Genomic DNA, 13,867 nt, shown 5'->3' with positions numbered 1-13,867 from the left:
TCCCGAGGGGGAACGGTGTGAGATCTCTGCGAGAACAATGTGGCATCGGTGCTGCCCCAGGCGCAGCGAGCTCACATCGATTTCGCAGCGATCCCACATCGTTTCCTCGGCGGAACTCAGCCCGAGCGGCGACGCAGGGCAACGTGGACAGCGGCTTCAATCTCGGCGAGCACGGCCGCTGGCTCCTGGCGCAGCCGCCATGGCGATACCGGCACGACGACCCAGCCGAGTGCCGCATACAGCGCCCGCCGCTGTTCGGTCCGTTCCGCGCCGCCCCGCCGATGCCATTCGGCTGAGTCGACCTCGACCACGACACGCGCGTCGCGCCAGTGTGCGTCGGGAATCAGCGAGCCGGCGGTCGTCGCCGGCAGTGGGCCGTTCCACACCGGTTCGTCCAGGACAAGCGACGTCCGCAGGAGGGCGCGCAGCTCGCACTCCGGCGCCGACCGGCACCCCGCCTGCACATCGCGGAGTGCCAGCCGGACCAGTCCAGACCCGTTCCACTTGGCGTCACCCACGGCGTCGACGATCAGTGCGTGCGTGGTGAGGCCGATCTGCACCGCCTCGCAGAGCAGTGCCCGCACCGTCCGCAACGAGTGCCGGCCGCGGCAGGTGTCGACGACCGCCCGAGCCGGCGACGCCACCGGGATGCCGTCGATCAATCGAGGCGTCGGCAGGGCCGAGGTGCGGCGGTACTCCGCGAAGGCGAGCGGCACCGGCTGCGCACCCACCGGCACCAGGCAGACCAGTGGCGCATCGTCCGGCACGTAGCGCATCCCGTAGGCCCGGCAGGCATGACCTCCGCTGATCATCGAGCCGGCCCCGCCGCGGAGCAGTGCGGCACGCAGCCGATGCCGTGGCGTCAGAGGCCCGGTGAACGTGGCGTAGATGCCTGCGGCCAACCGCTGCCATTGCCCGCCCGGACCCAGCGCATGCCGGATGGCAGCCGTCGACATGCCACAGCGGACGGCTTGCCGGCGGGTCACGATGCCGTCCTGGACCTCGGCCAGGGACGCCAGCTCGTCGGGGACACCCATGCCGATCATCGTGTGGTGGCGGCGTCGACGGCGCCACTGGACAGTCGGCGATTGTGGACGACCCGAGGTGTCGCCGAACACTGTGGAAACCCACCGGGTGGGCAACGACGTGAGAAGGCCGCGGGCCTCAGACGACGCGGGTGTCGATCTCGGCGAAGTGGCAGGCGACGGGGTGGCCGACGCCGGTGTCGATGAGGGGCGGCTCCTTGACGGCGCAGATGTCCTGGGCCTTCCAGCAGCGGGTCCGGAACCGGCAGCCGCTGGGCGGGTCGAGCGGGCTGGGGACGTCGCCGGCGAGGATGATGCGCTCGCGGCGGCGTTCTTCGACCGGGTCAGCGGTCGGCGCGGCCGACAGCAGGGCCTGGGTGTACGGGTGCGCCGGCCGTTCGTACACCTCCTCGCGGGCGCCGGTCTCGACGACCTTGCCGAGGTACATGACGGCGACGCGGTCGGAGATGTGCCGGACCACGGAGAGGTCGTGGGCGATGAAGATGTACGCCAGCCCGAGCTCGTCCTGCAGGTCCTCGAGCAGGTTCACGACGCCGGCCTGCACCGAGACGTCCAGCGCGGAGACCGGCTCGTCGAGCACCAGCAGCCGCGGCTGGAGGGCCAGCGCGCGGGCGATGCCGATGCGCTGGCGCTGGCCGCCGGAGAACTCGTGCGGGTAGCGGTTGCCGTGCTCGGGGTTGAGGCCGACCAGCTCGAGCAGCTCGGCGACCCGCTTCTTGCCGCCGCCGCGCCACTTGCCGTGCACCTTGAGCGGCTCGGCGATGATGTCGTTGACCGGCATCTTCGGGTTCAGCGACGCGTAGGGGTCCTGGAACACGATCTGCAGGTCGCGGCGCACCTCGTTCATGCCGCGCGCGTCGAGGCGGGTGAGCTCCTTGCCCTGGAACACGACCGAGCCCGACGTCGGCTTGTGCAGCTGCAGGATGGCCCGGCCGGTGGTCGACTTGCCGCAGCCGGACTCGCCGACGACGCCCAGGGTCTCGCGGGCGTCGACGTGCAGGGAGACGCCCGTGACGGCCTGGACGTGGCCGACGACGCGGCGCAGCAGGCCGCCGCCGTAGACCGGGAAGTGCATGACGAGGTCGGTGACGTCGAGCAGGTGCTGGCCGGTGCCGGCCTCGGACGCCGCCTGTGGGGAGGTCTCGGTGGAGGTCACCATGTCAGACCGCCTCGCTCTCCGTGCGGAAGTACACCGTCGGGTCGTCGACCTCGGCGAGCTTGTCCCAATGGTGGCACGCCGCGACGTGGCCGAGCTCGTCGGTGGCGGCCAGCGGCGGCTCCGACTCGTGGCAGATGTCCGTCGCCACCGGGCAGCGCGGCGAGAACGGGCAGCCCTTCGGCAGGTTGATCAGCGACGGCGGGGTGCCGACGATCGGGCGCAGCCGCGACCCCTCGCCGCCGCTCTCCAGCGCCGGGATCGAGCCGAGCAGGCCGGCGGTGTACGGCATCCGCGGGTTGTAGAAGATGCGGTCGGTCTCGGCGATCTCGACCGGCTTGCCCGCGTACATGACGAGCACCCGGTGCGCCATGCCGGCCACCACGCCGAGGTCGTGCGTGATGAGCACGATGGCCGCGTTGACCTCGTCCTTCACCTGCACCAGCGTCTCCAGGATCTGCGCCTGGACGGTGACGTCGAGGGCCGTGGTCGGCTCGTCGGCGATGATGACGTCGGGGTTGTTGATGACCGCCATCGCGATCATCGCGCGCTGGCGCATGCCGCCGGAGAACTCGTGCGGGTAGTTGTCCAGCCGCTTCTTCGGCTGCGGGATGCCGACCAGCGCCAGCATCTCTTCGGCCCGGGCCAGCGCCCGCCTGCGCGGCATGATCTCGTGCGAGAGGACCGCCTCGGCCAGCTGGTCGCCGATCGAGTAGACCGGGTTCAGCGCCGTCATCGGGTCCTGGAAGATCATCGCGATCTTCTTGCCGCGCAGCGCCCGCTGCTGCTTCTGCGTCTTCTTCAGCAGGTCGTCGCCGCGGTACAGGATCTGCCCGGCGATGCGCGCGGACTTGGGCAGCAGCCCCATGACCGCCATCGACGACACCGACTTGCCCGACCCGGACTCCCCCACGATGCCCAGGACCTCGCGCTCGTGGACGGTGTACGAGACACCGCGCACCGCGCGGACCAGGCCGTCGTCGGTGGGGAACGAGACGGTGAGGTCCTCGACCCGCAGGACCTCGGTGTCGCCGGGGCCGGCGGTCTCCTCCAGCTTGGTGGCGACGTGCACCTCGGCGGCGGACTCGGTGACGGCGGGCTGGTCCAGCCCGGCGCTCGCCGCGGGGTCGGGCAGCGGGGCGCCGACCGGCATGCTCGGATTCGTCATCAGTCACGCACCCGGTTCTGTCGAGGGTCGAAGGCGTCGCGCAAGCCGTCGCCGATGAAGTTCACCGCCAACGCGATCGCGATGATGAACACGCCCGGGAACCAGAACAGCCACGGTCTCGTGGAGAACGCGGACTGGTAGGTGTTGATCAGCTTGCCCAGCGACGTGTCCGGGTCCTGCACGCCGAAGCCCAGGAACGACAGCGCCGCCTCCAGTAGGATCGCCGCCGCGATGGCCAGCGTCGCGGCGACGATGATGACGCCGACGATGTTCGGCAGCATGTGCTTGACGATGATCCGCCGGGCCGACGTTCCGGCGGCGCGGGCGGCCTCGACGAACTCCTTCTCGCGCAGCGACAGGAACTCGCCGCGCACCAGCCGGGCCAGGCCGGTCCACGTGACCAGGCCGATGACGAGGCCCAGCACGACGATGCCGGAGTCGCCATAGCGGCGGCCGAGGACGGCGGCGACGACCAGCAGCGGGATGGTGATCATGACGTCGGTGAAGCGCATCAGGATGGCCTCGACCCGGCCGCGGAAGTAGCCGGCGGTGGCGCCGATCAGCGTGCCGATGACCGTGCCGACGAGGCCGACGGTGAACGCGATCGTGAGCGACTGCTGCACGCCCCGCATGGTCAGCGCGAAGTAGTCCTTGCCGACGTTGTCCTGGCCGAACGGGTGCTCGCCGAGGTGGATGCCGTCGCCGCCGAGCCAGGACGGCACGACGCTGAGCGTGGGCCGGCCGCCGTTCTCGACGGTGGCGATGGAGAAGTAGTCCTTGTCCCACCAGCCCGGCACGCTGGCGAAGCCGATGGAGCTGAACGCCAGCACGACGATCAGCAGCAGCCCGACCAGGCCGCCCATGGCGGCACGGTGCCGGAAGAACCGGCGCCGGACCATCTGCCCCTGGGTGCGGGCGACGACGGTCATGCCCTGGGCGTCGGTGGCCGCGGGGGTGGTGGGGTCGGGAGTCGTGGGGTCGCTCATCGTGTCATCCTCCTCACGACAACCGGATGCGCGGGTCGAGGAACGCGTACGCGATATCGGCCAGCATGTTGAACAGCACGGCAGCGGTGCCGGCGAGCAGGAAGAACCCCATGACGGGGTTCGGATCGACCCGGGTCAGAGCGTCGGTGAACAGTTTGCCCAGCCCGGTCCAGCCGAAGACGTTCTCGGTGATGACGGCGCCGCTGAGCACGCCGGCGAAGTCGAACGCCATGAGCGTCGTGATCGGGATCATCGCGTTGCGGAACGCGTGCTTGACGACGACGCCGCGCTCGGCGAGGCCCTTCGACCGCGCGGTGCGCACGTAGTCCTGGTTCAGCACCTCGAGCATGCTCGACCGGGTGTACCGGGTGTAGGTGGCGAACGAGATCAGCACGATCGCGATGGTGGGCAGGATCAGGTGGGTGACGCGGTCCAGGCCCGACTCCCAGAACGTGCCCTCGAAGTTCGGGGTGCGCGCGCCGATGGTGGCGATGACACGGCCGCCGACGCGGTCGGAGTAGGTGTCCCAGGCGCCGAGCAGGCGGTCCAGGAACAGCAGCGCACCGGTGCCGAGGCCGGTGAGCACGGCGGCCTGCATGGCCTGCCGGCGCTGCATCCCGCCGAGGGCGTAGCCGATGCCCAGCCCGACGGCGATGGTGACCAGCGCCAGCCCGACGATGGTCAGGCCGCTGGGGTCCTCGAGCACGGAGTCCAGTGCGAAATGGCAAATGATGCCGACGCCGGCCGCCGCGAGCGCGGCGTAGAGGACGTTGCGATAGGTGAAGCCCGCCACGACGGCGGTGGTCAGGAACGCCAGCCCGGCGGCGGTGATGGCGATGACGATGATGCCCAGGCCCGGGTCGGCGAACCACTGGGTCTCCGACAGCAGCCACAACGCGCCCGCGGAGGCGACGAACGCCGCGGCGAACGTCGTGAGGCGTCTACTCCGGTCGCCGGCGACCACCATCATCCAGAACAGGCCGCTGATGATGCCGAGGACCACGGCCACCACGATGGGAATGGACGGATCGGCGAGCCAGTCGTTGAACCGGATCGCGCCGTACTCCTTGAGCAGCACCGCGACCCAGAAGATCGGCAGCGAGAAGAAGAGGAAGGCGCTGAACGTGACGGTGTAGTCGAGGCCGCTGTACTGGCGCAGCGCGGTGACGATGCCGACGGTGATGCCCAGGATCATCGCCAGCACGGTGGCGGCGATGACCAGCTGCAGGGTCTGCGTCAACGCGACGCTGAGCAGCGCGCTGACGTCCTGGCCCTGGATGCTCTGGCCGAGGTCGCACTCGAAGACGAACGGCGCGAGGCAGCCGGCCGCGCCCTTGAGCCAGATGAAGTACCGCAGCGGCGCCGGTGTGTCGAGATTCAGCAGCCTGATGCGGGCCTCGATCAGGGCATCCCGGTTCGGCGCCCGGGACTCCTGCAGGTCCTGCAGCGGATTGCCGGCGTTGGCCGTGAGCATGTACATCACGAACGTCGCGGCGAGCAGGATGAAGAACGAGATGATCACCCTGCGAACGATGAAGACCAGCATGGCTACACCAGCCCGTCGACAGTCATCAAATGAGATCCAACCCTCGTCAGGTCCGCACCACCGCCCGCCCGGTCAGGACGAGACCTCGGCGCAAGGTTCGGGCCAGGAGCGAAGAAGCCCCTGGCCCGAACCATCGGGCCGGTCCGGCCGGGATTCCCGGCCGGACCGGCGAACGGTCAGGACGTACGCGCCCACTCTTCCACGTTGAACGACACCTGGGTCTGGGCGGCATTCTGCTGGACGCCCTCGATGTCCGGCGCGTGCGCCGTGACACCCGGGTGCGCGTACAGCGGGATGCTGAACAGGTCAGCCCAGAGGTTGGTCTCGATCTCGGTCAGCAGCTCCACCTGCCGGGCCTCGTCGGTCGTGACGACCAGCTCGTCCCAGGCCGCGTCGACGTCCGGGTTGGAGTAGCCGTACGGGTTCTGGCCCTCGGCGGTGCGGTAGAGCGAGGCGCCGGAGGTCAGGACACCGGAGCCGGCCCACGCGAACAGTGCGACCTCGTAGCTGGTGACGTCGGTGATGCCGGCGCCCAGGTCAGGGGTCGGGGTGTCGATGATCTCGAAACCGGCCTGGTCGCAGGACGCCTTGATGGCGGCCACCGTGTCGGCACGACGCGGGTTCGGGTCGGACCGGAGGATGCGGATCTGGGTGCCGGTGGCACCGGCCGCGTCGATCAGAGCCGCCGCGCCGTCGATGTCGGGCTCGTCGTACTCGCCGCCGTAGGCCTCGCCCACGACCTGGTCGTACTCCGGGTCCCACGGGAAGAACTCGCGCAGGTTCATGACGACCGCTTCGGGGTTGGCCGGGGCGATCAGGTTCTCGACGATCTGCTGGCGCGGCACGCACATCGCGAACGCCTGGCGCAGAGTCGGGTCGGCCATCACCGCACCCGGAGTCTGGTTGAAGTCCAGGTGCTCCCACGTCATCTCGTCACCGGTGATCATGGTGATCTGGTCGCCCAGCGCCTCGAGCGAGGCCACGAGGTCGACGTTGACCTGCGGCGCGATGACGTCGACCTCGCCGTTGGCCAGCGCCTGGACCTGCTGGTCCTGCGGGATGAACCGGATGACGATGGTGTCGGTGGCCGGCGCGTCGCCGTAGTAGCTCTCGTTGGCGACCAGCGTCAGCGACTGGCCGGCCTCCCAGCTGTCGATCGTGTACGGACCCGAGGACGGGATCTGCGCGGGGTCGAGCAGCGCGCCCGGACCCATGTCCCAGCCGGTGTTCCAGAACTCCGCGACCGGCGCCAGGGCCGCGAGGTCGTCGTTCTGGATCGCGGTCACGAGATCCTCCGCCGTGATGCCGGCCTGCTCGGCCACGATGTGGGCCGGAAGCATGTTCGTGTTCGTCAGTTGCTGCCAGTCGGCGAACGGCTCGGAGTAGACGTAATCGACTTCCTTGTCACCGGGCTGGCAGGTCGGCTTGGCCACCAGGTCGTAGCCGGTGGTACCCGGGACGCGGAACAGCGGGATCGGGTTGCCGTCCTCGCCGATCTCCGCGGTCTCGTAGCCGGCGCCCTGGGTCGCCCACTCCAGCAGGAGGTCGTCACAGTCGATCGGCTCGCCGTCGGACCACACGGCGTCCTCGGCAAAGGTGTAGTGGACCGTCAGGGGGTCCTCGGACGTGACGTCGTAGGTGCCGAACGCCTCGTTGCGGACGACCTCACCCTGCGGACCGTAGTCCCAGAAGCCGTCCAGAACGCCGTTGAGCACGAACGCGTTCCACGTGCCGTTGCCGGTCTCGGAGTTGCCGTTGTAGGACGTGAACTCGGCGTCGGACGCGACCGTGATGGGGCCGCCGCCGCCCGACGAGTCACCCGGGGATTCGGTGTCGCCGCTCCCGGAGCCGTTGCTGTCGTCGTCGTCTCCGCCACATGCAGAGAGCGCCAGCGCCCCTGCCGTGAGGACGGCGAAGAACGCCATACCCCTGCGCTTCGTGGTCAAGGTCTGACTCCTCGTGTGTCGGATCGCAAGGATCGCAGAATGAGTGTGGCTAAGACCATCACCGCTACTGACGTACACACAAGGTGGCAGGGCGCGCTGTTACTGACCTGCAACCCAACTAGGGCGGCAGGATACGAAATCACAACGGATCGGACACGAACCTTCCCGGAAATTCTCCTGTTCAATCGGTATCAGACAGGACAAGAAGGGTTCGGTGCACGACCAATCCTGCGGCCGCGATTCCGATTCCGCCGACGATGAATGGCAGTCTCAGATCGACCGCGCCGAGCAGTCCGCCCGCGAATGTCCCGACCGGCATCAGCCCCCAGCCGAAGGTCCGCCACGCCCCGTGCACGCGGCCGAGCAACCGGCTCGGCACCAGTTCCTGGCGGACGGTGATGCTGACGACGTTCCACGCCGCGACGCTGCCGCCGACGGTGACCATGCCCGCGGCCGCGGCGACGGGGTGTGGCACGAACCCGCAGAGCGCGTAGGACGTGCCCGTGACCAGAACCGCGGCGAGCATGACCGGGCCGCGACGGAACCGCCGGGCCAGCCGGGGCACGATCAGCGCGCCGAGCACCGCACCAACCGCCGCGGCCATGGCGAACACGCCGAACACGGCGGGAGCGAGGTCGAGGCGCTCCAATACATAGAGGACGAACACCGCCTGGGCCAGTGCGTTGAACATCGCCAGCACGACGTTGATCGCCCACAGACGGCTGAGCAGCGGATGCCCGGCCAGGAACCGGATCCCCTCGGCCAGCGACCGACGGGTCAGCGGCTCCTTCGCCTCGCCGTCGGCCCGGGGCGCCCGGGCGGCGCTGAGCGGCAGGGTGAGGACGAGGACGGCGGCCACCAGGTAACCGGCGGAGTGCACGACGAACGGCAGCGCCGCCGCCACCGCGAACAGCACGCCGGCCAGCGGCGCGGCGACGAAGTTCTGCGCGACGGTGTCGGTGGCCTGGAACCGGCTGTTCGCCCGCACCAGGCCGTCGCGCCCGGCCACCGCCGGCACCATGGCCTGCAGCGACCCGTCGGCCACCGTCTCGAACGCGCCGAACACGAACACCGCGGCGATGAGCACGGCGATGACCATGGTGTCGGTCGCGACCAGCAGGCACAGCGTGGCGGCGACCACGGCACGCACCCCGCACGCGACCGCCGCGACGCGGCGCCGGTCGAACCGGTCGACGACGCTGCCTGACAGCACGCCGAACAGCAGCCACGGCAGGAACTGCGCGACGCCGACCAGAGAGATGACGACGGGGTCGCGGGTCAGCGAGGCCGCGAGCAGCGGTGCGGCCGTCGCCGCGAACCCGTCGGAGAGGTTGCTGCCGACGGCGGCGCCCCACAGCCGGGTGAACGCCGGGCCGAGCCCGCGCGCCGGCGCCGCGACCGTCACGGCCCGTCCTGGTGCGCGACCGGGAACGTGTGCAGCTGGACCTCGACGATGCGGGCGTCGTCGGGGGCGGGCTCGCGGCCGGCGACACGCTCGCGCCAGGCGTCGAGGACCGCCATCAGCTCGGCGCCGAGCCGCTCGAACTCGTCCGGGAGCAGCCGCAGGTGCGACGTCGAGTTGACGGCGGCCTGACCCCACTCCTGCGGGACCTGGTGGTAGCCCTCGGCGATCCAGTACTCCAACCGCGCCGACTGCGCCCGCTGGAACTCGTCGACGACCAGCCGGGCGGCCTCGCCGAGGGCGCCCTCGGACAGTTCCTCCCGGTCGAGCTGGCTGCCGCCGGGATAGGCGCGCCAGTACCGCTCGCGGCCGGCGCCGCGGGCCGGGTCCTCCTCGACGAACCCGTGCTTGGCGAGCTGGCGCAGGTGGTAGCTGGTCGACCCGGTGCTCTCGCCGAACCGCTCGGCCAGCAGGGTCGCGGTGGCCGGGCCGTACGTCACCAGCGCGTCGTAGAGCTGGACGCGCAGCGGATGGGCCAGACCACGCAGCGTGGTCGCGTCGATGCGGCGTCGCGGCTGCTCCGGCATGGCGGCAAAATAGCGCGTGCCAACACTTCTTTGCAAGCATCCCTTTGCATAGTGGCACGAATTTGACAACAAGATCGTCCAGAAAATCAAGGGCGGTGCCATGTGATGTTCATCCCATCGCAGACAACCCCTGGATTCGGAGCCTCACCCGTGCCAGGCTGCGGCCTATCGCGACCGCCGACGCTCGCGGGAGGCAGTGATGGGAGTGTCCGAGAGCCGGGCCGCAGTGGCCGAGGCCGTGTCCGCGCTCGACGCGGCGGTGGCCACTCTGCGCCTCCATTACGGCGACACCCTGGGCGTCCGGCGGCTGGTCAGCGACGTGGCACGGCTCGGCGACGATCTCGTCGAACTCGGTGACCCCCAGCCCGGCCATCGGCCGCATCCGGTCCGGCAGCTGGAGATCGTGCCCGACGAGCCGTACGACCCGAGCATGTGGGCCGGCGCCGAGGACGAGGGCCTGGGCGCCCCCGACCGGCGGGCTCCATGACCGGTCGCTCCGCCGCCACGTGAGACCGCCGCGCGAGACCGTCCGTCCCCGTCCCCCGTTCTCTGAAAAGAGCACTTAGAAGACATGGCCGCCCCCACGGGAATCAAGTCTCCGACCCGGGCCCGCATCGCCGCCCGCACCCTGCGAACGGACCGCTGGTGGCTCTATCCCTCGTTCACCGCGCTGGTGCTGCTCGCCTTCGTGGTCTACGCGACCTACCGGGCCTTCGTCGGCGAGCACTACTTCGCCGAGCCGTACCTGACGCCGTTCTACTCGCCGTGCGTCACCACTGAATGCGTCGACGGCTCCCGCCACCTGGGCACCTGGGTGGGCGACTGGTGGCCGTTCTCGCCGGCGGTGCTGATCCTCGTGATCCCGCTGAGCCTGCGGCTGACCTGCTACTACTACCGCAAGGCGTACTACCGGTCGTTCTGGATGTCGCCGCCGGCCTGCGCCGTCGGCGAGCCGCACCGACGCTACAGCGGCGAGACGCAGTTCCCGCTGATCCTGCAGAACATCCACCGCTACGCGCTGTACGTCGCGCTGGCCTACAACGTGCTGCTCACCTACGACGCGGTGATGGCGTTCAAGTCGCCAGAGGGCGAGTGGGGCCATATGGGCCTGGGGACGCTGATCCTCGTGGTGAACGCGGTTCTGCTGGGCCTGTACAGCCTGTCGTGCCACTCGTGCCGGCACATCATCGGTGGCCGCCTGCGCAACTTCTCCAAGCATCCGGTGCGGTACCGGCTCTGGGGCGGGGTGTCGGTGCTCAACGGCCGGCATGCGCAGCTGGCGTGGGCGTCCCTGGTCTGGGTCGGCTTCACCGACTTCTACATCTGGATGGTCGCGTCCGGCACCTGGTCCGACCCGCGGTTCTTCTGAGGAGCAGAGCAGCACCATGGCTGAAATCGAACGGCACAGCTTCGACGTGCTCGTGGTCGGCGCCGGGGGCGCCGGACTGCGGGCCGCCATCGCCGCGCACGACGCGGGCGCGAAGGTCGGCATCGTCTGCAAGTCGCTGCTGGGCAAGGCGCACACCGTCATGGCGGAGGGCGGCATCGCCGCCGCCATGGCGAACGTGTGGAAAGAGGACAACTGGCAGGTGCACTTCCGCGACACCATGCGTGGCGGGAAGATGCTCAACCACTGGCGGATGGCGCAGTTGCACGCGCAGGAGGCGCCCGACCGCGTCCGCGAGCTGGAGGAGTGGGGCGCGCTGTTCGACCGCACCCCCGACGGCCTGATCTCCCAGCGCGACTTCGGCGGCCACCGCTACGCCCGGCTGGCGCACGTCGGCGACCGCACCGGCCTCGAGCTGATCCGCACGCTGCAGCAGCGCGCCGTGGCCCTCGGTATCGAGGTGTTCATGGAGTGCACCGTCACCAAGCTGGTCAAGACATCTCCGTCCTCGACGGAGAAGCGTGTCTCGGCCGAGAGCGAGGGCCGCATCGCCGGCGCGTTCGGGTACTGGCGCGAGTCGGGCCGGTTCATCGCGTTCGAGGCGCCGTCGGTCGTGCTGGCCACCGGCGGCATCGGCAAGTCGTACAAGGTGACGTCGAACTCGTGGGAGTACACCGGCGACGGCCACGCGCTGGCGCTGGAGGCCGGCGCGAGCCTGGTGAACATGGAGTTCGTCCAGTTCCACCCGACCGGCATGGTCTGGCCGCCGTCGGTGAAGGGGATCCTGGTCACCGAGTCGGTCCGCGGCGACGGCGGCGTGCTGCGCAACAGCGAAGGCCGCCGGTTCATGTTCGACTACATCCCCGAGTTCTTCAAGGCCGAGACGGCGGACTCCGAGGAGGAGGCCGACCGCTGGTACGAGGACAAGACGAACAACCGCCGGCCACCGGAGCTGCTGCCCCGCGACGAGGTCGCCCGGGCCATCAACGCCGAGGTCAAGGCCGGTCGCGGGTCACCGCACGGCGGGGTGTTCCTCGACATCGCCGCGCGCCGGACGCCTGAGTACATCCGCCGCCGGCTGCCGTCGATGTACCACCAGTTCAAGGAACTGGCCGACGTCGACATCACGGCCGAGCCGATGGAGGTCGGCCCGACCTGCCACTACGTCATGGGCGGCGTGGCCGTCGACCCGGACACCGGCGAGTCCGTGGTGCCGGGCCTGTACGCAGCGGGCGAGGTGGCCGGCGGCATGCACGGCGCCAACCGCCTGGGCGGCAACTCGCTGTCCGACCTGCTGGTCTTCGGCCGGCGGACGGGGCTCAACGCGGCCTACGCGGCGGGCCGGCGGCGCGAGGAACGGGCGTCGATCACCGACGAGGAGATCCGCGCGGCGTCGGAGCACGCGCTGGCGCCGTTCGGCATCGAGGGCGGCGAGAACCCGTACACCGTCCAGCACGACCTCCAGGAGGTCATGCACAACCTGGTCGGCATCATCCGGACCGCCGACGAGATGGAGCGGGCGCTGACCGACCTCGCGAGCCTGCGCGAGCGGATCACCCGGCTCAGCGTCGAGGGGCACCGTCAGTACAACCCGGGCTGGCACCTGGCCCTTGACCTGCACAACATGCTGCGGGTCTCAGAGTGCATCGCGCGGGCGGCGCTCGAGCGCACGGAGAGCCGCGGCGGGCACACCCGCGACGACTTCCCCGCCACCGACGACACGTGGGGCACGTTGAACCTGCATTGCCGCCTCGACGGCGAGACCGTCGGCGTCACCCGCGAGCCGCTGCCCCAGATGCCCGACGACCTGCGCGAGCTGTTCAACTAGAGATGTGACCGCCGAGGAGGCGTCAAGTGGGATATGACCTGCACATGAAGGTGTGGCGTGGCGACGCCACCGGCGGGGACCTGGTGGAGTACACCGTCCCCGTCGAAGAGGGCGAGGTGGTCCTCGACGCGTTGCACCGCATCCAGGCCACGCAGTCCGGCGACCTCGCGGTGCGGTGGAACTGCAAGGCCGGCAAGTGCGGCTCGTGCAGCACCGAGATCAACGGCCGGCCGCGGCTGGCCTGCATGACCCGGCTGTCGACGTTCGAGGAGGGCGAGACGGTGACGGTGACGCCGCTGCGCACGTTCCCCGTCGTCCGCGACCTCGTCACCGACGTCTCCTACAACTACAAGGTCGCCGAGACGGTGCCGCCGTTCGCGCCGGAGCCGCGGCCCGCCGACGGCCAGTACCGCATGCAGCAGGTCGACGTCGAGCGCGGCCAGGAGTTCCGCAAGTGCATCGAGTGCTTCCTGTGCCAGGACGTGTGCCACGTCATCCGTGACCACGAGGAGAACAAGCAGTCGTTCTCCGGCCCGCGGTTCTTCCTGCGCTACGCCGAGCTGGAGATGCACCCGCTGGACACCAACGACCGCCGCGCGCTGGCCCGCGAGCAGGCCGGCATCGGGCTGTGCAACATCACCAAGTGCTGCACCGAGGTGTGCCCCGAGGGCATCCACATCACCGACAACGCGATCATCCCGATGAAGGAGCGCGTCGTCGACCGGTCCTTCGACCCGGTCACCTGGCTCGGCCGGAAGATCTTCCGCCGCGACCAGCTGCCCGAGGCACAGGTGCCGCAGCCACAGACGGAGTAG

The 13,867-nt window shown here is 69.9% G+C and carries 12 protein-coding genes; 4 read left to right on the top strand and 8 right to left on the bottom strand.

Annotated features, from left to right (window positions below):
• Positions 1-116 precede the first annotated feature (116 nt).
• The 8 genes from BLV05_RS12410 to BLV05_RS12375 form a co-directional block, all read right to left on the bottom strand.
• Entirely contained in the window at positions 117-1,118 is a 1,002-nt protein-coding gene (locus tag BLV05_RS12410; RefSeq protein ID WP_157524243.1) for a type IV toxin-antitoxin system AbiEi family antitoxin domain-containing protein, read from the bottom strand.
• Positions 1,119-1,164: 46 nt separating this feature from the next.
• The gene (locus BLV05_RS12405) at positions 1,165-2,205 is read right to left on the bottom strand and encodes an ABC transporter ATP-binding protein (RefSeq protein WP_046769113.1); all 1,041 of its coding nucleotides are present in this window, start codon (positions 2,203-2,205) and stop codon (positions 1,165-1,167) included.
• 1 nt (position 2,206) lies between these two features.
• A complete protein-coding gene (locus BLV05_RS12400; protein ID WP_046769114.1) occupies positions 2,207-3,370 on the bottom strand; it encodes an ABC transporter ATP-binding protein in 1,164 nt (387 codons plus the stop codon).
• The gene (locus BLV05_RS12395) at positions 3,370-4,356 is read right to left on the bottom strand and encodes an ABC transporter permease (protein WP_046769115.1); all 987 of its coding nucleotides are present in this window, start codon (positions 4,354-4,356) and stop codon (positions 3,370-3,372) included. The genes BLV05_RS12400 and BLV05_RS12395 overlap by 1 nt, the downstream gene beginning before the upstream one ends.
• A 13-nt stretch (positions 4,357-4,369) precedes the next feature.
• Positions 4,370-5,902, bottom strand: a complete 1,533-nt coding sequence (locus tag BLV05_RS12390) for an ABC transporter permease (RefSeq protein WP_046769116.1) — start codon at positions 5,900-5,902, stop codon at positions 4,370-4,372.
• A gap of 176 nt (positions 5,903-6,078) precedes the next feature.
• Positions 6,079-7,848 carry an ABC transporter family substrate-binding protein gene (locus BLV05_RS12385; protein ID WP_197683626.1) on the bottom strand — a complete coding sequence of 590 codons (1,770 nt, stop codon included), beginning with the start codon at positions 7,846-7,848 and terminating at the stop codon, positions 6,079-6,081.
• A 181-nt stretch (positions 7,849-8,029) separates the two neighbouring features.
• Positions 8,030-9,253: an MFS transporter gene (locus tag BLV05_RS12380; RefSeq protein WP_046769118.1), complete on the bottom strand. Its 1,224-nt coding sequence runs from the start codon at positions 9,251-9,253 to the stop codon at positions 8,030-8,032.
• Positions 9,250-9,837: an ArsR/SmtB family transcription factor gene (locus BLV05_RS12375; RefSeq protein ID WP_046769119.1), complete on the bottom strand. Its 588-nt coding sequence runs from the start codon at positions 9,835-9,837 to the stop codon at positions 9,250-9,252. The genes BLV05_RS12380 and BLV05_RS12375 overlap by 4 nt, the downstream gene beginning before the upstream one ends.
• A 199-nt stretch (positions 9,838-10,036) precedes the next feature.
• On the opposite strand from BLV05_RS12375, the gene BLV05_RS12370 reads away from it, so the two are divergent.
• From BLV05_RS12370 to BLV05_RS12355, 4 genes are all read left to right on the top strand, one after another.
• Positions 10,037-10,324 (top strand): hypothetical protein, encoded by a 288-nt coding sequence (locus tag BLV05_RS12370; protein ID WP_046769120.1) that lies wholly within the window; start codon positions 10,037-10,039, stop codon positions 10,322-10,324.
• An 84-nt stretch (positions 10,325-10,408) separates the two neighbouring features.
• On the top strand, positions 10,409-11,206 hold the full coding sequence (locus BLV05_RS12365) for a hypothetical protein (RefSeq protein WP_046769121.1): 798 nt from the start codon (positions 10,409-10,411) through the stop codon (positions 11,204-11,206).
• A 16-nt stretch (positions 11,207-11,222) separates the two neighbouring features.
• Entirely contained in the window at positions 11,223-13,052 is a 1,830-nt protein-coding gene (locus BLV05_RS12360; RefSeq protein ID WP_046769122.1) for a fumarate reductase/succinate dehydrogenase flavoprotein subunit, read from the top strand.
• 26 nt (positions 13,053-13,078) lie between these two features.
• The gene (locus tag BLV05_RS12355; protein ID WP_046769123.1) at positions 13,079-13,867 is read left to right on the top strand and encodes a succinate dehydrogenase/fumarate reductase iron-sulfur subunit; all 789 of its coding nucleotides are present in this window, start codon (positions 13,079-13,081) and stop codon (positions 13,865-13,867) included.

The organism is Jiangella alkaliphila, from assembly GCF_900105925.1.
Lineage (GTDB): Bacteria > Actinomycetota > Actinomycetes > Jiangellales > Jiangellaceae > Jiangella > Jiangella alkaliphila.
The sequence above is the reverse complement of the archived record's forward strand: the minus strand, read 5'-3'. Positions and strand labels throughout refer to the sequence as shown.